Origin of the sequence: Telmatospirillum sp. J64-1 (genome assembly GCF_006980715.1) — a bacterium.
Taxonomy (GTDB): domain Bacteria; phylum Pseudomonadota; class Alphaproteobacteria; order Rhodospirillales; family Magnetospirillaceae; genus Oleiliquidispirillum; species Oleiliquidispirillum nitrogeniifigens.
This window is the reverse complement of record NZ_SBHN01000006.1, coordinates 55,285-76,827: the sequence shown is the minus strand read 5'-3', so window position 1 is coordinate 76,827 and position 21,543 is coordinate 55,285. Positions and strand designations below refer to the sequence as shown.

At 65.3% G+C, this 21,543-nt stretch carries 21 protein-coding genes; 13 read left to right on the top strand and 8 right to left on the bottom strand.

Annotated features, from left to right (window positions below):
- Positions 1 to 108: 108 nt before the first annotated feature.
- The 4 genes from bla (at position 109) to EPD66_RS07430 (ending at position 3,836) form a co-directional block, all read left to right on the top strand.
- On the top strand, positions 109 to 993 hold the full coding sequence (gene bla, locus EPD66_RS07445) for a class A beta-lactamase (protein WP_142847869.1): 885 nt from the start codon (positions 109 to 111) through the stop codon (positions 991 to 993).
- Positions 994 to 1,432: 439 nt separating this feature from the next.
- The gene (locus tag EPD66_RS07440; protein ID WP_221930910.1) at positions 1,433 to 1,885 is read left to right on the top strand and encodes an SCP2 domain-containing protein; all 453 of its coding nucleotides are present in this window, start codon (positions 1,433 to 1,435) and stop codon (positions 1,883 to 1,885) included.
- A gap of 2 nt (positions 1,886 to 1,887) precedes the next feature.
- Complete coding sequence (locus EPD66_RS07435) at positions 1,888 to 2,877, top strand: peptidase U32 family protein (RefSeq protein WP_142847867.1); 990 nt, start codon at positions 1,888 to 1,890, stop codon at positions 2,875 to 2,877.
- Between the two features lie 14 nt (positions 2,878 to 2,891).
- Positions 2,892 to 3,836, top strand: a complete 945-nt coding sequence (locus EPD66_RS07430) for a U32 family peptidase (RefSeq protein ID WP_142847866.1) — start codon at positions 2,892 to 2,894, stop codon at positions 3,834 to 3,836.
- A gap of 172 nt (positions 3,837 to 4,008) precedes the next feature.
- Here the strand turns inward: EPD66_RS07430 and mutL are convergent, their stop codons facing one another.
- From mutL to EPD66_RS07400, 6 genes are all read right to left on the bottom strand, one after another.
- Complete coding sequence (gene mutL, locus EPD66_RS07425) at positions 4,009 to 5,853, bottom strand: DNA mismatch repair endonuclease MutL (protein ID WP_142847864.1); 1,845 nt, start codon at positions 5,851 to 5,853, stop codon at positions 4,009 to 4,011.
- Positions 5,850 to 7,508, bottom strand: a complete 1,659-nt coding sequence (gene pgi / locus EPD66_RS07420) for a glucose-6-phosphate isomerase (protein WP_142847862.1) — start codon at positions 7,506 to 7,508, stop codon at positions 5,850 to 5,852. Before pgi ends, mutL begins: the two co-directional genes overlap by 4 nt.
- Before the next feature lie 101 nt (positions 7,509 to 7,609).
- The gene (gene fliP / locus EPD66_RS07415; protein WP_142847860.1) at positions 7,610 to 8,368 is read right to left on the bottom strand and encodes a flagellar type III secretion system pore protein FliP; all 759 of its coding nucleotides are present in this window, start codon (positions 8,366 to 8,368) and stop codon (positions 7,610 to 7,612) included.
- A complete protein-coding gene (locus EPD66_RS07410) occupies positions 8,365 to 8,682 on the bottom strand; it encodes a flagellar biosynthetic protein FliO (protein WP_142847859.1) in 318 nt (105 codons plus the stop codon). The genes fliP and EPD66_RS07410 overlap by 4 nt, the downstream gene beginning before the upstream one ends.
- 10 nt (positions 8,683 to 8,692) lie before the next feature.
- A complete protein-coding gene (locus EPD66_RS07405; protein WP_142847858.1) occupies positions 8,693 to 9,028 on the bottom strand; it encodes a hypothetical protein in 336 nt (111 codons plus the stop codon).
- Positions 9,028 to 9,363, bottom strand: coding sequence for an EscU/YscU/HrcU family type III secretion system export apparatus switch protein (locus EPD66_RS07400; protein ID WP_255448405.1), 336 nt, complete (start codon positions 9,361 to 9,363; stop codon positions 9,028 to 9,030). Before EPD66_RS07400 ends, EPD66_RS07405 begins: the two co-directional genes overlap by 1 nt.
- A gap of 203 nt (positions 9,364 to 9,566) precedes the next feature.
- On the opposite strand from EPD66_RS07400, the gene flgB reads away from it, so the two are divergent.
- The 9 genes from flgB (at position 9,567) to alaS (ending at position 19,626) form a co-directional block, all read left to right on the top strand.
- Positions 9,567 to 9,971: a flagellar basal body rod protein FlgB gene (gene flgB / locus EPD66_RS07395; RefSeq protein ID WP_142847856.1), complete on the top strand. Its 405-nt coding sequence runs from the start codon at positions 9,567 to 9,569 to the stop codon at positions 9,969 to 9,971.
- Positions 9,972 to 9,988: 17 nt separating this feature from the next.
- Positions 9,989 to 10,399 (top strand): flagellar basal body rod protein FlgC, encoded by a 411-nt coding sequence (flgC, locus tag EPD66_RS07390; RefSeq protein WP_142847855.1) that lies wholly within the window; start codon positions 9,989 to 9,991, stop codon positions 10,397 to 10,399.
- 21 nt (positions 10,400 to 10,420) lie between these two features.
- Complete coding sequence (locus EPD66_RS07385) at positions 10,421 to 10,726, top strand: flagellar hook-basal body complex protein FliE (RefSeq protein WP_142847854.1); 306 nt, start codon at positions 10,421 to 10,423, stop codon at positions 10,724 to 10,726.
- A gap of 47 nt (positions 10,727 to 10,773) precedes the next feature.
- Entirely contained in the window at positions 10,774 to 11,040 is a 267-nt protein-coding gene (fliQ, locus tag EPD66_RS07380; RefSeq protein ID WP_142847853.1) for a flagellar biosynthesis protein FliQ, read from the top strand.
- Between the two features lie 5 nt (positions 11,041 to 11,045).
- Positions 11,046 to 11,804, top strand: coding sequence for a flagellar biosynthetic protein FliR (gene fliR / locus EPD66_RS07375; RefSeq protein ID WP_142847852.1), 759 nt, complete (start codon positions 11,046 to 11,048; stop codon positions 11,802 to 11,804).
- 10 nt (positions 11,805 to 11,814) lie between these two features.
- Entirely contained in the window at positions 11,815 to 12,885 is a 1,071-nt protein-coding gene (gene flhB / locus EPD66_RS07370) for a flagellar biosynthesis protein FlhB (protein WP_142847851.1), read from the top strand.
- A gap of 91 nt (positions 12,886 to 12,976) precedes the next feature.
- Positions 12,977 to 15,298: a PAS domain-containing sensor histidine kinase gene (locus EPD66_RS07365; RefSeq protein ID WP_255448403.1), complete on the top strand. Its 2,322-nt coding sequence runs from the start codon at positions 12,977 to 12,979 to the stop codon at positions 15,296 to 15,298.
- A gap of 423 nt (positions 15,299 to 15,721) precedes the next feature.
- Complete coding sequence (gene recA, locus EPD66_RS07360) at positions 15,722 to 16,801, top strand: recombinase RecA (protein ID WP_142847849.1); 1,080 nt, start codon at positions 15,722 to 15,724, stop codon at positions 16,799 to 16,801.
- Between the two features lie 182 nt (positions 16,802 to 16,983).
- Positions 16,984 to 19,626, top strand: coding sequence for an alanine--tRNA ligase (alaS, locus tag EPD66_RS07355; RefSeq protein WP_142848002.1), 2,643 nt, complete (start codon positions 16,984 to 16,986; stop codon positions 19,624 to 19,626).
- A gap of 80 nt (positions 19,627 to 19,706) precedes the next feature.
- Here alaS and EPD66_RS07350 read toward each other — a convergent pair whose 3' ends face one another.
- Entirely contained in the window at positions 19,707 to 20,447 is a 741-nt protein-coding gene (locus EPD66_RS07350; RefSeq protein WP_142847848.1) for a TerC family protein, read from the bottom strand.
- A 68-nt stretch (positions 20,448 to 20,515) separates the two neighbouring features.
- Positions 20,516 to 21,415: a lipid kinase gene (locus EPD66_RS07345; protein ID WP_142847847.1), complete on the bottom strand. Its 900-nt coding sequence runs from the start codon at positions 21,413 to 21,415 to the stop codon at positions 20,516 to 20,518.
- Positions 21,416 to 21,543 lie beyond the last annotated feature (128 nt).

Below are 21,543 nucleotides of genomic sequence, written 5' to 3'. Positions count from 1 at the left end.
GGTCTAAATTTCGCCTCAGTTGAAGGTTTTGCGCCATATTTTTCACACAAGGTTGGGCGACGAGGAAGGGCCTGCCCGACAGGCCGGATGACATGGAGACAGACAGGAATGACTTTCGAGATTTCGCGCCGTGCCGCCCTTGCCGCCCCCTTGCTTGCGTTGCCCGTCCTGGGGGCCGGGCAGGCGGTGGCGCGTGAATTGACCGCCCCCGAGATCCAAGCCCTCTTCGCCGAACTCGAGAGCCAGCATGGCGGGCAGCTGGGGGTGATGGTGCATAATCTGGGCACGGGCGCGACGGCCTGCTATCGCGAGGATGAGCGTTTCGCCATGTGCAGCACCTTCAAGGTGCTGGCCGCCGCCTATGTCATGGCCCGCGTCGATCGCGGGCAGGAAAGCCTGGACCGGCGGGTCGTTTTCTCGCAGGAGGATATCGTGAGCTGGTCGCCGGTGACCGAGAAGCGCGTGGGCGGCGAGGGTATGACCATGGCCGAGATCTGCGACGCTTCGATGACCATCAGCGACAACACCGCCGCCAATCTGCAACTCGCCAGCTTCGGCGGCCCCTCGGCCCTGACCGCCTATCTGCGCAGGCTGGGCGACAATGTGACCCGGCTCGACCGCTTCGAGACGGAGCTGAACGAGAATGCCCCCGGCGATCGGCGCGACACCACCACTCCGGCGGCGATGGCCGAGACCTTGCGGAAGATCTTCTTCGAAGACGTGCTGTCCAAATCCTCGCGCGCGCAACTGGCATCCTGGTTCATCGCCAACAAGACCGGCGACAAGCGCCTGCGCGCGGGCTTCCCCGACACCTGGCTGGTCGGCGACCGCACCGGCACCAGCGGCAACGGCGCCGCCCATGCCGTCGCCATCGCCTGGCCCACCGATCGCGCGCCGGTGATCGTCACCTCCTACTACAACAATCCCTCATCCACGGATGAAGTCTGGAATGCAGTGCATGAGGAAGTCGCCCGGATCGCGGCGACGGTGTAGGGGGGCTTTCGGTAAGAGGAAATAAAGGTCCACGGATGGGCACAGATATATGTGTCCATCCGTGTCTCATGAATAAAAGAATGATCGCGGATGGGTGGCATTATATTTTCCTCTAATGCCGCCTGAACGGCTTCTTGGTATCCGGCAATTCAAGTTCGAGGTAAGCCGAGCGGTTATGGCGGATATCGGCCAGCACAAGTGCTGAAAGTTCCGCAGATCACGAAATATGGAAGGTCCCGGATGGATACCGGCATCTTCCTGGACCTTTCCTGCGGGCGGCAAATTCAGCGCATTTTTGCGCTGGCTCAAAGATGGCGCATCTTTTTTCTCTATACTGCCGGTTATGAATGACACAGCTGCCTTCATTCCTCTGCCGGCCGGTATTCGGTTCCTTCTGCTGCCCTTGCCGCTTCCGCCTCTTGGCCTGCTTTTACGGCAAATGGCGACGAGTGTGGGGCGGCGGCAGCCCGGACTCTTTGCCAGGCTAGGCGTCCACGCCGAGAAGAGCTTCCTTCTCGATGTCACCGACCTTCCCTTCGTCTTCCGCCTGGAGCCCCGCCGCGACCGCCCGCATATCGAGCCGCGCCGCCGCGAGGATGCCGGCGCATGGGACGCGCGCATCGCCGGGACATTGAGTGCGCTTCTCGGCCTGGTCCATGGGGCGGCCGATGGCGATGCGCTGTTCTTCTCCCGGGACATCGTCATCGAGGGCGACATGGAGGCCGTGCTGGCATTGCGCAACGCACTCGATGACGCCGAACTCGATCTTTCCGTCGAAGCCGCCGCCGCTTTCGGTGCGGCGGGAGCCGCAGCCGAGCGCATCGCCCGGCGCATTCTGCCGATGGCCTCCCGTGTGACGGGCCTCGCGCTGACGCGCCGTGACAGGAGTTGACGATGGGAAACAAGCTCGAACTCGTGTGCCCCGCCGGTACGCCTGCCGCGCTCCGCACCGCCGTGGATGCCGGTGCGGACAGCATCTATTGCGGCTTCCGCGACGAGACCAATGCGCGCAATTTCCCCGGCCTCAATTTCTCGCCCGAGGAAATGGCGCAAGGCGTCGCTTATGCCCATGCGAAGGGTGCGCGCGTGCTCGTCGCCATCAACACTTTCCCGCGGGCGGGCGCCGCCGAAATCTGGCACAGGGCCGTGGACGAGGCGGCTCGCGCCGGGGCGGATGCCCTTATCCTCGCCGATATGGGCCTCCTCGCCTATGCCGCCGAGCGGCACCCGCAGTTAAGGCGCCATCTCTCCGTGCAGGCGGCGGCGGCGAATGCCGATGCGATCCGCTTCTATGTCGAGGAATTCGGCGTGAAGCGCGTGGTGCTGCCGCGCGTTCTCACCGTGGCCGAGATCGCCGCCATAAACCGCGAGGTGCCATGCGAGACGGAGGTCTTCGTCTTCGGGGGGCTGTGCGTCATGGCCGAGGGACGCTGTTCGCTTTCTTCCTACGCCACGGGCAGGTCGCCCAACATGAACGGCGTCTGCTCGCCCGCGAGCCATGTCCATTACCGCGAGGAAAGGGGCGAACTCGTCTCGCGGCTTGGCGAATTCACCATTGACCGCGTCTCGAAGGGCGAGCCCGCGCCCTATCCGACCCTGTGCAAGGGCTGCTTTTCCGTCAGCGGCAAGCGCGGCCACGTCTTCGAGGACCCGGTGAGCCTGGATGCCGCGACGTTGATCCCCGAACTCGCGCAGGCCGGTGTGACGGCGCTCAAGATCGAGGGGCGCCAGCGCAGCCGCTCCTACATCCACGACGTGGTGGCAAGCTTCCGCCGTGCCGTGGATGCGCAGGCCGCGGGCAATCCCATCCCGGCCGGCGAACTCCGGCGCCTGAGTGAAGGCCAGACGACGACCGCCGGCGCTTACCGCAAGACCTGGCGCTGAGGGAAAGAACTTACATGCCGGAACGTCCCACCATCACCCTCGGCCCGCTGCTCTTTAACTGGTCGGCCGATCAATGGAGCGACTTCTACGCCCGCATCGCCGACGAGGCGCCGGTCGACCGCGTCTGCCTCGGCGAGGTGGTCTGCTCCAAGCGGATGCCGTTCTATGTCGACAGGATACCCGATACCATCGAACGGCTTCACAGGGGCGGCAAGGAGGTGATCCTTTCTTCGCTCGCCCTTGTCACGTTGAAGCGTGAGCGGCAGATGTGCGCGGATCTGGCGGCCAGCGGCGAGTTGGAAATCGAGGTCAACGACCTGACCATGCTCGCCCATCTGCCCAAGGGGCGGCCCTTCTCCATCAGCCCGCTGATCAACGTCTATAATGAAGGCACGCTCGTTCACCTCGCGAAACGAGGCGCGACCCGGCTTTGCCTTCCGCCCGAGTTGCCGATGCCGTCCATCGAGACGCTGGCCCGAGCCGCCGCATCCAGCGGCGTGGTGCCGGAAGTCTGGGCTTTCGGCCGTGTGCCGCTTGCCATTTCCGGCCGCTGCTACCACGCCCGGGTTCATGGCCTTGCGAAGGATAATTGCCAATTCGTCTGCGGCAAGGACCCGGACGGCCTGAAGGTGGAAACCCTCGACGGCGAAGAGTTCCTCACCATAAACGGTGTGCAGACCCTTTCCTTCACCCATTGCAATCTGCTCGGTGATCTCGGACGCCTGCGCGCCGCCGGCATCACGTCGTTCCGCATTTCGCCGCATAGCGGAGACATGGTGGGCGTTGCCGACCTCTTCCGACGGGTTCTGGATGGGGACCTCGAAGACAGCGAGGCGACCGCTAGGCTGGCTGCCATGATGCCCGAAGTCATCTTCGCGAACGGGTTTCTGGCGGGCGCCTGCGGCGCCGATTTCGTCCCTAGCAGACGGAGTAGCCCCGCGGATATCCGCGCTTCCTGATCCGCGCGAGCCGGTTCGGCGCGGGCGCACCGACCGCGCGCCGGTGTAGGGAAGCTGGCGTTAAGAGGGAATAAAGGTCCACAGATGGACACGGATAAACACAGATATCTGTGTCCATCTGTGTCTCATCAATAAATCAATGATCGCGGATGGGCGGGCGTTATACTTTGCCCTACCGCCGCCCGAACAATTTCTCGATATCCGCCAGCTTGAGTTCGACGTAAGTCGGGCGGCCGTGGTTGCATTGGCCGGAATGGGGGGTGGCTTCCATTTGGCGGAGCAGGGCGTTCATTTCCGCCGTGTTGAGGGCACGCCCCGCACGGACGGAGCCGTGGCAGGCCATGGTACCGCAGACATGGGCCAGGGCGTCCTTTAGCGCCAGGGCCTCGCCCAGTTCGGCCAGTTGGTCGGCCATGTCGCGCACCAGCCCTTGCACGTCGCAATCGCCCAAAAGCGCCGGGACTTCGCGCACCACCACGGCGCCGGGGCCGAAGCTTTCGAGGATCAGGCCGAGATCGGCCAGTTCGGCGGCACGGGCAACCAAGCGGTCGGCATCGGCCTCGTCCAGTTCCACCACTTCGGGCAGCAGCAGGCCCTGGCGCTTCACGCCCTGTTCGGCCAGCGCCTGTTTCATGCGCTCGTAGATCAGCCGTTCATGGGCGGCATGCTGGTCGACGATGACGATGCCGGTGGCGGTCTGGGCGACGATATAGGTGTTGTGCAACTGGCCGCGCGCCACGCCCAACGGATATTGCTCGGGCGCGGCTTCGGGCATCTCTTCCGCCGGGCGGGCGGCGGGCGGGGCGGTGAAGCCGGGAAGCTGGGACCAGGCGTGATGCTGCGGCGCGCCGCCTTCCTGAAGGCCACCCGTCAGGCCCAGCGGCGCCTGCATCTGGGCGGCGGCTTGCGACAGGGCGGCGGAGAGATGCTGCGGACGCTGGGGATAGGCGGGGCTCCAGCCGCTATGGGGGCGCAGGCTGCCCAAAGCGGCATCGGCCACGGTGGTGGCGGCGCGATGCCCAGCTGCGGTCAAGGCATGTTTCAGGGCCGAGACGATCAGGCCGCGCACCAGCCCGGCATCGCGGAAACGCACCTCGGCCTTGGCGGGATGGACGTTCACATCCACCAGTTCCGGCGGCACTTCCAGGAACAGGGCCAGGACCGGATGACGGTCGGAGGCCAGGAAATCTTGATAGGCGCCGCGCACCGCCCCTTGCAGCAGGCGGTCGCGCACCGGGCGGCCGTTGACGAAGAGATATTGCGACTGGGCATTGCCCTTGTTCAGCGTCGGCAGGCCGGCATGGCCGTAAAGCCGCAGCCCCTCGCGGCTGGCATCGATGGGCAGGGCGTTGGCCTCGAAATCCCGCCCCAGCACGCCCGCCAGCCGGGTCAGCCGCGCCGTCTCGTCATCGCCCGAGGCGGCGGGCAGCTTGACCACGGTCCTTGTGCCGTCGCTCAAGGAGAAAGCGATGCGCGGATGGGCCATCCCCAAGCGTTCGACCACGTCCACGGCATGGGACAATTCGGTGCGCGGGGCTTTCAGGAATTTCAGCCGGGCCGGTGTGGCGTAGAACAGGTCGCGCACCTCGACCCGCGTGCCGGGCGGATGGGCGGCGGGTTCCGGCTGGCCCTTGACGCCGCCTTCGACCAGCAGCGCCCAGGCCGTCTCGGCCCCCTTCAGGCGCGAGGTGATGCGCAGCCGCGCGACCGAACCGATCGAAGGCAGGGCCTCGCCGCGGAAGCCGAGATGGCTGATATGGAACAGATCGTCATCGGGCAGCTTCGAGGTGGCATGGCGCTCGACCGCCAGTGCGATGTCCTCGGGCGCCATGCCGGAACCGTCGTCGGTCACCGCGATCAGGCTCTGGCCGCCATCGGCCAGCACCACATCAATGCGGGTGGCCCCCGCATCGATGGCATTCTCCACCAATTCCTTGACCGCCGAGGCGGGACGCTCAACCACCTCGCCGGCGGCAATCTGGTTGATCAGGTTCGGTGGCAGAAGGCGGATGCTCATGAACTTCGGAAATCCTTGATGGCGTTGATCAGGCCGTTGGTCGAGGAATCGTGGCCGGTGACCTCTTTCCCGCTTTCCAGTTCCGGCAGGATCGTTTTGGCCAGCTGCTTGCCAAGCTCGACCCCCCACTGGTCGAAGGAGTTTACACCCCAGATCACGCCCTGGACAAAAATCTTGTGTTCGTAAAGAGCAATCAGCCGCCCGAGCGTGCGCGGGTCGAGGCGGCGGTAGAGGATGGAATTGCTGGGCCGGTTGCCGGGGAAGACGCGATGGGGCAGCAGGGTCTTGATGGCCTCTTCCTTCATCCCCGTCTTTTCCAACTCGGCGCGGACCTCTTCCTCGGTCTTGCCCAGCATCAGGGCCTCGGTCTGGGCCAGGAAGTTGGACAGGAGCAGGATGTGATGCCCCGTCATCCCGTCCCGGGCCATCTCGTTATGGCTTTGCGCGGCGGCGATGAAATCGCAAGGAATCAGCCGCGTGCCCTGGTGGATCAATTGATAGAAGGCGTGCTGGCCGTTGGTGCCGGGCTCGCCGAAGATGATGGGGCCGGTATCGTAATCCACCGCCTCGCCCTCGCGGGTGACGCGCTTGCCGTTGCTCTCCATGTCCGCTTGTTGCAGATAGGCGGGCAGGCGGGCGAGATACTGGTCGTAGGGCAGCACGGCATGGGCCGGGGCGCCCAGGAAATCGCCGTACCACACCCCCAGCAGCCCCAGGATGACGGGCATGTTCCGCGGCAGGGGGGCTGTGCGGAAATGCTCGTCCATGTCATGGGCGCCGGCCAGCATCTCCTCGAAATTGTCGGGGCCGATGGCGATGGCGATGGACAGGCCGATGGCCGACCACAGCGAGTAGCGCCCGCCGACCCAGTCCCAGAACTCGAACATGTTGGCGGTGTCGATGCCGAATTCGCTCACCGCCTCGGCATTGGTGGACAGGGCGACGAAATGCTTGGCCACCGCCCCCTCGCCCAGGGCCCCGGCCAGCCAGTCCCGCGCCGAGCGGGCATTGGCGATGGTTTCCTGGGTGGTGAAGGTCTTGGACGCGATGATGAACAGCGTGCGGGCGGGGTCGAGGGACTTGATCGTCTCGGCCAGATGGGTGCCGTCGACATTCGAGACGAAATGGACGGTCAGGCCCTTCTGGTGATAGGGCGTCAGCGCCTGGGTCGCCATCACCGGCCCGAGGTCGGAGCCGCCGATGCCGATATTGACGACATCGGTGATGCGCTCGCCCGTAGCGCCGGTCCAGGCGCCGCTGCGGACGGCCTCGGCGAAGCGGCGCATCTGCGCCAGAACGCGCCGGACCTCGGGCATCACGTCCCGGCCGTCGACCAGGACCGGACGGTCCGAGCGGTTGCGCAGTGCCACATGGAGCACCGCGCGGCCTTCGGTATTGTTGATCTTTTCGCCCGCGAACATGCGGTCGCGCCAGTCTTCCAGGCCGCGTTCGCGCGCGAGGTCGCAGAGCAGCGAGACGGTCTTCTCGGTGATGCGGTTCTTGGAATAATCGAGCAGGAAATCGTCCAGCCGCAGCGAGAAGCGCTGGAAACGCTCGGAATCTGCGGCGAAGAGGTCGCGCATGGAGGTATCGGCAACCTCCTGGGCATGGGCGGCGAGAGCCTTCCAGGAGGACAGCGAGGTCAACGAAGACATGCGAATTCCCTTGGCGGCTTCATGGGGGCGGGAAGATTAGCAGAGCCTCCGCCCCCCGGCCATCCCCGCCTAAAGGGGAGGTTTCCTACGCCAAGGAGGTATCAACCAAAGCTTTGCACCAGCGAGCCCGAGATCAGGTACCAGCCGTCCACCAGCACGAAGAAGATCAGCTTGAAAGGCAGGGCGATCATCACCGGCGGCAGCATCATCATACCCATGGACATCAGCACCGAGGCGACCACCAGGTCGATGATCAGGAAGGGCAGGAAGATCAGGAAGCCGATCTCGAAGGCGCGGCGCAATTCGCTGATCATGAAGGCCGGGATCAGGGCCTGATAGGGCACGTCCTCCGGCCCGGCCACTTCCGGCGCACGGGAGATGTCGAGGAACAGGCGCAAATCCTCGTCGCGCACATGGCGGAACATGAAGTCGTGGAAGGGCTGGGCGGCCAGTTCCATCGCCTCCATCTCGTCGATGCGTCCCTCGACCAGGGGCTGGATGCCCTGGTTCCAGGATTGCTCGAAGGTCGGCATCATGACGAAGGCGGTCAGGAACAGCGCCAGGCTGATCAGCACCATGTTCGGCGGCGCACTTTGCGTGCCCAGCGCCTGGCGCAGGAAGCTCAGCACCACGACGATGCGGGTGAAGGAGGTGACCATCACCAGGATCGACGGGGCGATGCTGAGCACCGTCAGCATCAGCACCAGCTGGATGATGCGGGCCGCCGTCGACCCGGTGGGATCGCCGAAATCCAGGGTGAATTCCTGCGCCGATGCGGGCAGGGCGGCAAGGCTCAGCAGCAGGGCGGCGAGGCCCAGTCTGCGCAGGGGCAGCCTGCGCCAGTCAAGCGGGCGGGTCATTCGCCGTCTCCGGTCTTGGCGGCGGTCTCGCCGCCCAGGCTGGCGCGGAAGCCGTCGGTGATGCCTTGCTCGACCACGACGTCGTTGCCGCCGCCGATCAGCAGCAGATGTTCCTTGTCGTCGCGGCGGACCAGCACCAGGCGGCGCTTGCCGTCGATCATCATGGTTTCCACCAGGGCCAGGCGCTTGCGCTTGCCGCCGCCCGCCAGGCGCGGCCCCATGCCGAAACGGCGGGCCGCCCAGGCGGCGACGGTGATCAGGCCCAGGACGAAGACCAGGGCCAGCATGAAGCGCATGTAAGTGTCGAGGTCCATCGGGATCTTTCTACGTCTGATCCTGGTCCCGGCCGGAGGGGCCGGAGGAAGGCGGGGCGGGGGAGGCCGTGCGGGCTTCCAGGCGGCTCTGCTGGGCCTGCAGGTCCTTGCCCAATTCGTCGAGCGAGGCCAGCAGCGCTTCCAGCGCGGGCAGCAGCGGACGGGCGTGGTCGGGCGACAGCAGGGCGGCGATGGCGCAGACATGGCGCATCTTGCCCTCCAGGGCCGAGAGGTCCACGCTCTTGTCCGAGGCCAGCAGGCGGCGCGCGGTTGTGACCAGCGACGAGATCTTCTGCACTTCGTTGCGCAGGTCGTCAGGCGTGTAGTGATGGGCGACGGGGGGCATCAGGGTTCTCCCGCCCGGCCGGGGGGCGTCGAGTCGGCCATGGCATTGGCCTTATAGACATAGGCCAGGATTTCCGCCACCGCGGCGAAGGCCTCGACGGGGATTTCGCTGTCGATATCCAGGGCAGCCAGGATTTCCGCGAGATCGGCATCCTGGCGTACCTTGACGCCGTTGGCGAAGGCGATTTCCAGGATCTGCGCGGCCACGCTGCCGCGTCCCGAGGCGACCACGCGGGGGGCGCTGTCTCCCTCGGGGTCATGGGCCAGGGCCACGGCGATGCTGCGCTGCTCGATGTTACGCTGCTCTGGGCTGCTATGGCTGGCGCTGTCGCTCAAGCGGGCCTCGGGAGACATGGTGGTCCGGGATCTCGGTTGTGCCGAGGCGCAGCCTCGGCTAGGTTGACGATAGTCTTATGCCCCGTGGGCTTAACAAAGGGTAAAACCGCCCCTTTTGTGACACGGCTTTACGCTTTGTTAAAGGCTGGGGCGCCAAAGTAGCGTGGCGGCGGCGTGCTGCCGCGAACAGGTGGAAAAAGCAGATGCTCAACAAGCTCACACTCTTCCAGATGGCGCGGACGCGGATGGACTGGGTGGCCAAGCGTCAGGAAGTGCTGGCCCAGAACATCGCCAATGCCGATACGCCGAAATACCAGCCGCGCGACGTCAAGGCGCTGGATTTCAAGAGCCATCTGGGCCAGCAGCCGCAGGTGGCCGCGGCGGTGACCAATCCGCGCCATGTGGTGTCCGAGCCCCTGATCCATCGGGTGGCCGAGGTCCGCAAGGACGGCAGGCCCTATGAATCCACCATCGACGGCAACGCCGTGGTGCTGGAGGAGCAGATGGTCAAGCTGAGCGAGGCCAAGGGCGCCTACGACCTGGCCGCCAACCTGTTCCAGAAACACGTCAAGATGATCCGCACCGCCCTGGGCAAGGGTCAGGGCTGATACGGGGGAATTAGGGCATGGATGATCTGAAGCGGGCGCAGATGATCGCCACCTCGGGCATGAAGGTGCAGTCGCACCGTCTGCGGGTGGTGTCGGAAAACCTGGCGAATGCCGATTCGCTGCCGCAGATGCCCGGCGAGGACCCGTACCGGCGCAAGGTCATCAGCTTCAAGTCCGAACTGGACCGCGCCTCCGGGACCCAGCTGGTCCAGGTCGACAAGGTGCGCGGCGACATGTCCGATTTCACCAAGAAGTTCGATCCCCGTCATCCCGCCGCCGATGCCGAGGGTTATGTGCTGACCCCCAACGTCAACCCGCTGATCGAGTTGATGGACATGCGCGAGGCTCAGCGCACCTATGAAGCCAATCTCAATGTGGTCATGACCTCCAAGGCGCTTTTGTCGCGCACGGTTGAGATGCTGCGCTAAACGCCTGCAAGGAAGCTATAGATGATCAAGATTTCCGACGCCGTCGCCGCCTATGCCGCCGTTGCCCAGGCCCCGGTGACCCAGACTTCCGATGCCGGTCAGGCCGCCGGCGGCGGCTTCGCCGACATGGTCAAGGATGCCGCCCGCACCGCCGTGGATAACGCCAAGGAAGGCGAGCGCATGAGCCAGCAGGCCATCGCCGGCAAGGCCGATATCCGCGAAGTGGTCAATGCCGTGACCAATGCCGAGCTGACGCTGGACACGGTCGTCGCGGTGCGCGACAAGGTGGTCACCGCCTATAAGGAAATCATGCAGATGCCGATCTGACGATCGGCAGCATGACCTCGTTTTTCTAGGCGCTGCAGGGCGGCCACATGACGGAAGCCGAAGTCCTCGATGTCGCCCGCCTGGCGATCTTCACCATGCTCAAGGTCAGCGTGCCGGTGCTGCTGACCGGTCTGGTCGTGGGCTTGATCATCGCCCTGTTCCAGGCGCTGACCCATATCCAGGAAATGACGCTGACCTTTGTGCCGAAGATCATCCTGATCTTCGTCTCGTTGATGCTGTTCCTGCCCTTCATGCTCCATACCATGGTGGAATTCACCATGCAGATGATGGACCGGGCCATCGCCGGAGGCTGACGGCGATGTTGACCGAGCTCATCGAGGTCAATCTCTTCCAGTTCCTGCTGGTCTTCGTCCGCATGGGCTCCGCCCTGATGACCTTTCCCGGCTTCGGCGGACGGCTGGTCAATGCCCGCGCGCGGCTGAGCTTGGCCCTGTTGATTAGCCTCGTGGTGCTGCCCGCGGTGCAGTCCGGTCTGCCGCCCATGCCGGTCACGGTGCCCGGCCTGCTGCTGCTGATCCTGCGCGAAGCCGCCATCGGCCTCTTCTTCGGCCTGCTGATGCAGGTGATGATGGGGGCGCTGGTATTTGCCGCCCAGGTCATCTCCATGCAGGCGGGCCTGTCCAACGCCCTGAGCTTCGACATCATCGCCGAACAGCAGGGAGCGGTGCTGTCGAGCTTCCTGACCAATCTCGCTTTGGTGCTGATCTTCGCCCTCAACCTGCATCACCTGATGCTGCTGGCGGTGATCGACAGCTATACCCTGTTCCTGCCCGGCCAGGGCCTGCCCTGGGGCGACGCGGCGGATATGCTGGCGAACATGGTCAATACCAGCTTCCGCATCGGGCTGCAGATGGCGGCGCCGGTGATGGTGGCGGTGCTGGTCTTCTTCGCCGGTCTGGGCCTGCTGTCGCGTCTGATGCCGCAGATGCAGATCTTCTTCATCGCCTTGCCCTTGCAGAACATCCTGGGCCTGGGGCTGCTGATGATGGCGCTGTCGGCGATGATGCTGGTTTTCTTCGACTATTTCGAGTCCACCTTGATGTCCTTCATCGAATAGGGCGCGGACGATGGCCGAAGAGGACAAATCTAGTAAAACGGAAGAACCGACAGCCCGAAAGCTGGAGAAGGCGCGTGAGGAAGGCCAGGTCCCGGTTTCCCAGGAAGTCAAGACGTGGTTCATGTTTCTCGCCGCCCTGGGGATCGTCGGGCTGATCCTGGGCTGGATGACTTCGCGGTTGGGCGGCATCCTGCAAAAATTCATCGAACGTCCCCACAGCTTCGGTGCCGATGGCCCGGCCTTGCGGGTGATGGCCACCGACCTGCTGCTTGATGTGGGGCTGGTGATGGCGGTGCCGCTGGGGATGGCGGTCTTGATCGGTATCATTGCGAATCTGGTGCAGGTAGGGCTGCTGTTCACCCCTAAGAAAATTCAGCCGAAATGGAGCAATATTAGTCCCTTGGCGGGCTTCAAGCGGCAGTTCTCGTCACGCTCGCTGATGGAATTCCTCAAGGGCGTGCTCAAGATCGTCATCGTCGGTGCTATCGGCGCGGCGCTGGTCTGGCCGATGATGGCCAATGTGGAATTGCTGGCGGGCATGGACCTGTGGGGCATGCTCGCCTATCTGCGCGACACGGTGCTGGTGCTGATCGGTGCGGTATTGGGGGTGATGACCTTCATCGCCATCGCCGACTGGGCCTATCAGCGCTATAAGCACGGCGAGGATCAGCGCATGACCAAGCAGGAAGTGCGCGACGAGCACAAGCAGCAGGAAGGCGATCCCATGGTCAAGGGGCGCCTTCGGCAATTGCGTATGGAAAAATCCCGGCAGCGCATGATGCAGGCCGTGCCCACGGCCGATGTGGTGGTAATGAACCCCACCCACTATGCGGTTGCCATGAAATACGATTTGGACAAAATGAACGCGCCGGTCGTCGTCGCCAAGGGGTTGGACCTGGTCGCCTTGCGCATCCGCAAGCTGGCCGAGGAAAACGACGTGACCGTGGTGGAAAACCCGCCGCTGGCCCGGGCCCTCTATGCGGCGGTGGAGATCGACCAGGAGATTCCGGCCGAGCATTACCGCGCCGTGGCCGAAGTCATCGGCTATGTCATGCGCCTGAAGGGAAAATTGGACCATTAGGAAAAGCTTCTCTGATCCGCTGGCCTGGGGGCTGGCCGCCGCCATTGCAGCCTTGGGGGGACTGGCGCTGGCAGGTCGTGATGACGCTCTGGTGCCCGTGGTGCTGGCGGTGGTGCTTGGCCTGGCGGCCGGCGTGCTTCTGCTGCTGCGCCAACGCCGTCAGGCCGCCGCCGAAACCCGCGCCTTCGCCCTGGCCCGTACCCTCGATTCCGACCGCATGGGCCGCCTGCTGGTCGGAGCGGAGGGGCAGGAGATCTACCGCAATGCCCCGGCCCGGCGCTTCGGTCTCGCCAGCGACCCGCTGGCGCCGTTCGCCCCGCTGGTCGAAGGGGATGAGCGCGCCCAGCATGAACTTGCCCGCCTGCGCAGCGCCGCCCTGGTCGGCGAATCCTATCGCGCCGAACTGGCCCTGACGGCGCCGGGCGGCGAGCGGGAATGGCTGCGCTTCCTGGTGCGTCCGGTCGAGGGGCTGCCGGGGGCGCGGCTTTGGGCGATGGAGGATGTCTCGGCCCGCCGCGCCATCGACGAGACGCTGCGCCGCGAATATGAAAGCCTGACCGACTTCATCGACTTCCTGCCCGTCGGCTGCTATTCCGCCGATACCGACGGGCGCATCCGCTATGCCAACCAGCGTTTGGCCGACTGGCTGGGGCGCAGCCCGCTGGACCTGATCGGGGCGGACCTGCGCGAGGTGCTGGGCGCCGTGCCCAATCCCGAGGAGGACCGCAGCGAGATGCGCCTGAAAGGGCGCGGCGGCGAGATCTTCCAGGCCTTCCTGACCCATACCGTCTTCGACGAGGGCGGCGAGACCTTCACCCGTTCGGTGGTGGTGCGCGACCTGATGCCCGAGCGCCAGTGGGAACGCGCCCTGCGCACGGCCGAACGCCGCTTCCGCTGGCTGTTCGACGACGCGCCGGTGGGCATCGCCCTGGTCGATCTCGACGGCACCCTGGCCCTGTGCAACCCTGCTTTCCAGGACATGCTGGGCCTGAAGGGCGACGACGTGGCGGGCCGCCCCGTGGTGGACGTGCTGGTCGAGGAAGACCACGCCGCGGCGGAGGAGGGGCTGTCGCGGGTGCTGATGGGGAGCAGCCGGACCGAACAATTGGAAGTCCGCCTGAAAGGCCCGCGCGGCCTGATCTGCTCGCTCTACGTCAATCCGTCGGTGGAGGAGGGCGAGGTCTCGGGGCTGGTGCTGCATTTCATCGACACCACCGAGCGCAAGAACCTGGAAATCCAGTTCGCCCAGTCGCAGAAGATGCAGGCCATGGGCCAGCTCGCCGGGGGCGTGGCGCACGATTTCAACAACCTGCTGACGGCCATGATCGGCTTCTGCGACCTGCTGCTGCAGCGCCACGGCGCGGGCGATCCGTCCTTCGCCGACATCATGCAGATCAAGCAGAATGCCAATCGCGCCGCCGCCCTGGTGCGCCAGCTCCTGGCCTTCTCGCGCCGCCAAGCCTTGCAGCCGCGCCTGCTTGACGTTACCGATGCTCTGGCCGATCTGTCCAACCTGCTGCGCCGCCTGCTGGGCGAGACCATCGAGTTGCGCATGGTTCATGGGCGCGGGCTCGGACTGGTGCGGGTCGATCCCGGCCAGTTCGACCAGGTCATCATCAATCTGGCGGTCAATGCCCGCGATGCCATGCCCGGCGGCGGCATGCTGACCATCCGCACCGGCGGCGTGGCGGTGGAACGGCCGGTGCAGCGCGGGGCGGAATGCATGCCGCCCGGTGAATACGTGCTGATCGAGGTTTCCGATACCGGCACCGGCATCCCCAAGGATTTGCAGGAACGCATCTTCGAGCCCTTCTTCTCGACCAAGGAGGTCGGCGCGGGCACCGGGCTGGGCCTGTCCACCGTTTACGGCATCGTGCGCCAGACCGACGGTTACGTCTTCGTGGACAGCGCGCCGGGGCAGGGGGCGACCTTCTCGATCTATCTGCCCCGTTCGGAAGCCGAGGCGGGCATGTCCGGCGTGACCGGACGGGCGCCGCGCCCGAACCTGGCGGCCGAGCCGCCGGCGGCGGGCGACCTGACCGGCGCGGGCACCATCCTGCTGGTCGAGGACGAGGACGCGGTCCGGTTGTTCGGCTCGCGCGCCTTGCGCAACAAGGGCTATCGCGTGCTGGAGGCCAGCGACGGCGAGGCCGCCCTGGACGTGCTGCGCGCCGAAGACGATATCGACGTGCTGATCTCGGACGTGGTGATGCCCGGCATGGACGGCATGACCTTATCCAGGCTGGTCCGCATGGAGCGGCCGTCCATCCAGATCATCCTGATTTCCGGCTATTCCGAGGATGTGGCGCGCGGCGAGCTGGCCGGGCTGGATGGCGTCGCCTTCCTGCCCAAGCCCTTCAGCCTGAAGCAGCTTGCAGGCGCGGTGAAGGAGGCCATGGCGGGGTGCGGGTGATCCTGACGGCAGGAGCCGTGTGTGGGGGGGCGTCTCGAAGAACGGGGCCAAAGCTCTAGCAGGCTGCAGAAATGCCGGTTCTGCCTGCAGCACATCGTCACCCCCGCGAAAGCGGGGGTCCATGCGGGGGCTGGTGGAGATGCGAACCGCTCAATACTGCTGCGGCGGCATGGATTCCCGCTTTCGCGGGAATGACGATGAAAACAGGAGTCTTCCGCAGCCAGCTGGATCCTCTGGGCTCCGCGATTCCGGTAGGCCGTATTGATCCGCCTGCATGGATGTTCTACCTGTTTGTCCGCCGCCTGCCTTACCCCCAAATCTTGGAACATAGTGAGAACATTTTTCTTGCGGCGGATGGAACATATCGCGTACATTCTGCTTCATTGCATGGTTCGATGGCCTGTGGAATAAAGGGGCTTCGTGATGTCGCAGACCGCGTTACGCCTGGTGGACAAGGATACGATGGATAAGCAGAAAGCACTGGAAGCAGCCCTCGGCCAGATCGAGCGCGCCTTCGGCAAGGGCTCGATCATGAAGCTCGGCCAGAAGGACAGCGCCGTCGAGATCGAGACGGTCTCCACCGGCTCGCTGGGCCTGGACATCGCCCTGGGAGTCGGCGGCCTGCCCAAGGGCCGCATCATCGAAGTCTACGGCCCGGAAAGCTCGGGTAAGACCACGCTGGCCCTGCAATGCGTCGCCGAGGCGCAGCGCAAGGGCGGCACCTGCGCCTTCATCGATGCCGAACACGCGCTCGATCCGGTCTATGCCCGCAAGCTGGGCGTCAATCTGGACGACCTGCTGATCTCGCAGCCCGATGCCGGTGAACAGGCGCTGGAAATCGCCGATACCCTGGTCCGTTCGGGCGCCATCGACGTGCTGGTGGTCGATTCCGTCGCCGCCCTGGTGCCGCGCGCCGAACTGGAAGGCGAGATGGGCGATTCCCATGTCGGCCTGCAGGCCCGCCTGATGAGCCAGGCCCTGCGCAAGCTGACGGCCACGGTGGCCAAGTCGAACACCATGATCATCTTCATCAACCAGCTGCGCATGAAGATTGGCGTGATGTTCGGCAACCCGGAAACCACCACCGGCGGCAACGCGCTGAAGTTCTATGCCTCGGTGCGCCTGGAAATCCGCCGCATCGGCGCCATCAAGGACCGCGACGAGGTGGTCGGCAACCAGACCCGCGTCAAGGTGGTCAAGAACAAGGTCGCCCCGCCGTTCAAGCAGGTCGAATTCGACATCATGTATGGCGAGGGCGTCTCGAAGACCGGCGAATTGCTCGATCTCGGCACCAAGGCCGGTCTGGTCGAGAAGTCGGGGTCGTGGTTCTCCTATGGCGGCCAACGCATCGGCCAGGGCCGCGAGAATGCCAAGAATTTCCTCAAGGAAAACCCGGTGATGGCCGCCGAGCTGGAAACCGCCATCCGCCAGAATGCCGGCATCCTGTCCGATGTCCTGGCCGGCGGGCCCGGCGACCTGGACGGCGCCTCGGTCGATGATTGAGGCCGCCTTCTCCTGATCCGGAAATGCCCGTCTTCGAGAAAAAGGCGGGCTTTTTCCTTTTCTGGACAGTTTTGGGGCGGCAGGCTAAAAGAGCCGATGCCCGGAAACCGGCCGGATGTCGGGAAGTTGCGTCTATTGCATGCTTCTTTTGACGGATCGGCCGCATGCTTACATTAGAGGCCATGCAGACCGTAAACGACATCCGAAGCGCCTATTTGGGCTTCTTCGCCAAGAACGGCCACGAGATCGTGCCCTCCAGCCCGCTGGTGCCGCGCAACGACCCGACGCTGATGTTCACCAACGCCGGCATGGTGCAGTTCAAGAACGTCTTCACCGGCGTCGAGAAGCGCGACTATGTCCGTGCCACCTCTTCGCAGAAATGCGTGCGTGCCGGGGGCAAGCATAACGACCTCGACAACGTGGGCTATACCGCGCGGCATCACACCTTCTTCGAGATGCTGGGCAACTTCTCGTTCGGCGACTACTTCAAGGAACGCGCGATCGAGCTGGCCTGGACTCTGGTCACCAAGGAATTCGCGATCCCGAAGGACAAGCTGCTGGTCACGGTCTATCATACCGATGACGAGGCGGCGAATTTCTGGAAGAAGATCGCGGGGCTGAGCGACGACCGCATCATCCGCATCCCCACCTCGGACAATTTCTGGGCGATGGGCGATACCGGTCCTTGCGGCCCCTGTTCGGAAATCTTCTACGATCACGGCGACCATATTCCCGGCGGCCCGCCCGGCAGTCCGGACGAGGATGGCGACCGCTTCATCGAGATCTGGAACCTCGTCTTCATGCAGTACGAGCAGATCACCCCGGACAAGCGGGTCGATCTGCCGCGCCCCTCGATCGATACCGGCATGGGGCTGGAGCGCGTGGCCGCGCTGCTGCAGGGCAAGCACGACAATTACGACATCGACCTGATGCAGGCGCTGATCCATGCCTCGGCCGATTTCTCGAACGCCGATCCGAACGGCCCGCATCGCGTCTCGCATCGCGTCATCGCCGACCATCTGCGCTCTTCGTCCTTCCTGATCGCCGACGGCGTGCTGCCGTCGAACGAGGGACGCGGCTATGTCCTGCGCCGCATCATGCGCCGCGCCATGCGCCATGCCCAGCTGATGGGCTGCCAGGAGCCCCTGCTGTGGCGTCTGGTCCCGGCCCTGGTCGCGCAGATGGGCCAGGCCTATCCGGAACTGGTCCGCGCCCAGGCGCTGATCCAGGAGACGCTGAAGCTCGAGGAAACCCGCTTCAAGCAGACGCTCGACCGCGGTCTGCGCCTGCTCGACGACGAGACGGCCAAGCTGGGCAATGGCGGCGTACTGCCGGGCGAGGTGGCCTTCCGTCTCTACGACACCTACGGCTTCCCGCTCGACCTGACCCAGGATGCGCTGAAGGGCAAGGGCATCGGCGTCGATCTCGACGGCTTCACCGCCGCCATGGAGCGCCAGCGCGCCGAGGCCCGCAAGGCCTGGGCCGGTTCGGGCGAGGCGGCGACGGAAACCCTGTGGTACGAGCTGCGCGAGAAGCTGGGTGCCACCGAATTCCTGGGCTATGACGCCGATCAGGCCGAAGGCAAGATCACCGGCTTGGTGGTGGACGGCAAGGAGGCCCAGGCCGCCCAGCCCGGCCAGGAGGTGGCGCTGATCGCCAACCAGACGCCCTTCTACGGCGAATCCGGCGGCCAGATGGGCGACCATGGCGTCATCCGCGTCCCCGGCGGCGGCCGCGTCGTGGTCCGCGACACCACCAAGAAGGTGGGTGACCTGGTGGTCCATCTCGGCGTGGTCGAGGACGGCGTCGTGGCGGTGGGCGATATCGGCGATTTCCGCATCGACGTGGAACGCCGCCTCAACCTGCGTTCCCACCACTCCGCCACCCATCTGCTGCATGCCGCCCTGCGCCGCCGCCTGGGCGACCATGTGACCCAGAAGGGCTCGCTGGTGGCGCCGGACCGCCTGCGCTTCGACATCAGCCATCCCAAGGCGCTGACGCCCGAGGAAATCCGCGATGTGGAAGCCGAGGTGAACCGTCAGGTTCGCCTGAACCGGGATGTCGGCACCCGCCTGATGTCGCCGGACGAGGCCATCGAGGCCGGGGCCATGGCCCTGTTCGGCGAGAAATACGGTGACGAGGTCCGCGTCGTCTCCATGGGCGGCGACGAGTCCGGCCAGAACTTCTCGGTCGAACTCTGCGGCGGCACCCATGTCGGCCGCACCGGCGATATCGGCCTGTTCAAGATCATCGGCGAAAGCGCCGTGGCCGCCGGTGTCCGCCGTATTGAGGCCGTCACCGGCCAGGCCGCCGAACGCTGGGTGGCCGAGCAGCAGGATATCCTGGCCCGCAGCGCCGAGGCCCTGAAGGCGACCACCGCCGACCTGCCCGGCCGTATCGCCGGATTGCTGGAGGAACGCCGCAAGCTGGAGCGCGAGATCGCCGATCTGCGCCGCCAGATGGCCACCGGTGGGGGCGGCGGTGCCGCCACCAAGACCGTGGCCGGCATCACCTTCGCGGGCCGCAAGCTCGACAACATGCCTGCCAAGGACCTGAAGGGTATGGCCGACGAGATGAAGAAGCAGATCGGCTCGGGCGTCGTCGCCCTGGTCAGCGTGATGGACGGCAAGGCCTCGCTGGTCGTCGGCGTCACCGAGGACCTGACCGGCAAGGTCAGCGCCGTCGATCTGGTCCGCGCCGGGTCCGAGGCGGTGGGCGGCAAGGGCGGCGGCGGCCGTCCCGACATGGCCCAGGCCGGCGGTCCCGACGGCAGCCGCGCCGAGGATGCCCTCGCGGCCATCGAGAAAGCCATCGAAGCCGCCTGATCCTTCGGGCCTCTTCAAGAACGAACGGCCGCACCGGGCTTTCCGGTGCGGCCGTTCTGCTATCCGGAGGAGGGCCGGGCTTACTTCCCGCGCCGTTTGCTCGCCCGCCGTGCCATCATGTTCAGGGCCTCGACCAGGGCGGAGAAGGCCATGGCGGCATAGACATAGCCCTTGGGCACATGGGCGCCGAAGCCTTCGGCGATCAGCACGGTGCCGATCAGCAACAGGAAGCCCAGGGCCAGCATCACGATGGTCGGGTTCCGGTGGATGAAATTCGCCAGCGGGTCGGCGGCGAGCAGCATCACCGTGACGGCGACGACGACGGCGATGACCATTATCGGGATATGCGGGGTCATGCCGACCGCCGTGACGATGCTGTCGATGGAGAAGACCAGGTCCAGCAGCAGGATCTGGATGATGGCGGAGCCGAAGCCGATCTCCGCCGCTTTCTTGTCGAAGACGTTGGGAGCCGGGTCGGGATCGACATGGTGATGGATTTCCTTGGTGGCTTTCCACACCAGGAACAGCCCGCCCGCGATCATGATCAGGTCGCGCCAGGAAAAGCCGTGGCCGAAAAGTTCGAACAGGGGCGTCGTCAACTGCACGATGAACGCCACCGTGCTCAGCAGGACCAGGCGCAGGATCAGCGCCAGGCTGATACCGATCCGCCGCCCGCGCGAGCGCTGATGGGGCGGCAGCTTGTTGGTCAGGATGGAAATGAAGATCAGGTTGTCGATCCCCAGCACCACTTCCATGGCGATCAGGGTGACCAGGGCAGCCCAGGCGGCAGGATCGGCGGCAAGAGCGAGCAGATAATCCATGATATGCTCCGGACAGAGGCTATCGGGACGGGACCATCACTGACTCACGGGGGCTCGCTCCTCCTCGTTCACTCGGGGGCGAAGACGGTGACCGCGGCCCGGCGGATGCGGAAATGGGCCGGGGTGGTGGTCACCAATTCGCCATCGGCGTTGACCTCATGGGGGCGGCGGGTGTTGAGGATCACTTCCGTGGTGCCGAAGGCGCGGACATTCTTCCAGCGGCCATGGGTGCCGCGCCGCAACGCGGGCAGCAGGGCGAGAAGCTCGCTCCAGTGCTTCACTTCCAGGCTGTAGACGTCGAGGCGGCCGTCATCCGGCTGGGCGGTGTTCTCGACCGTCATGCCGCCGCCATAGAAGCGGCCGTTGCCGACCGAGACCTGGACCGTCTTGGCCCGCTCGATCTGGCCGTCATGCTCGATGGTGACGGTGAAGGGGCGGCTTTCGGCCAGCAGGCGCGAAGCGGCGACGGCATAGCCCAGGACGCCCCAGCGCTTCTTGGCCTCGGAGGTGAGATTGCGCGCCAGATGGGCGCTGAAGCCGATACTGGCGACATTGAAGAAGAAATGCCCGTTGACCTCGCCTAGGTCCAGGCGGCGCGTATGGCCGTTCAGGATCACCCGCATGGCGTCGATGGGCGAGACGGGCAGGCCCAGCGTCCTCGCCAGGTCGTTGGCCGTGCCCAGGGGCAGGATGCCGAAGGGCAGGCCGGTTTCATGCAAGCCGGCGGCGGCGGCATTCATGGTGCCGTCCCCTCCGCCCAGGATGACGAAATCGACCTCTTGCGCATGGGTCCTGATGGCCTCGCTCAATCCCTCGCGTCCCATGACCTCGGGCTCGATCAGGGTGACCCCGGCATGGGCCAGCAGGTCCAGGGCGTCGGTGATGGACGAGCCCCCGCGCCGGGCGCGCCGGTTGACCAGGATCAGGGCGCGTTTGGGGCGGCGGGCGCCATTGTCGTAAGTCTGCATGGACGAAGATGAAGTAGCTGCGAGAGCTTCTGACCTAGGGTGGAGGAGGGCGGAAAACAAGCGGCGCGCGGGGGTTCGCCCTCTCTTCCGGCAAGTTCGGGGGCACTCCAGGGCGGAGATGGCCTAGT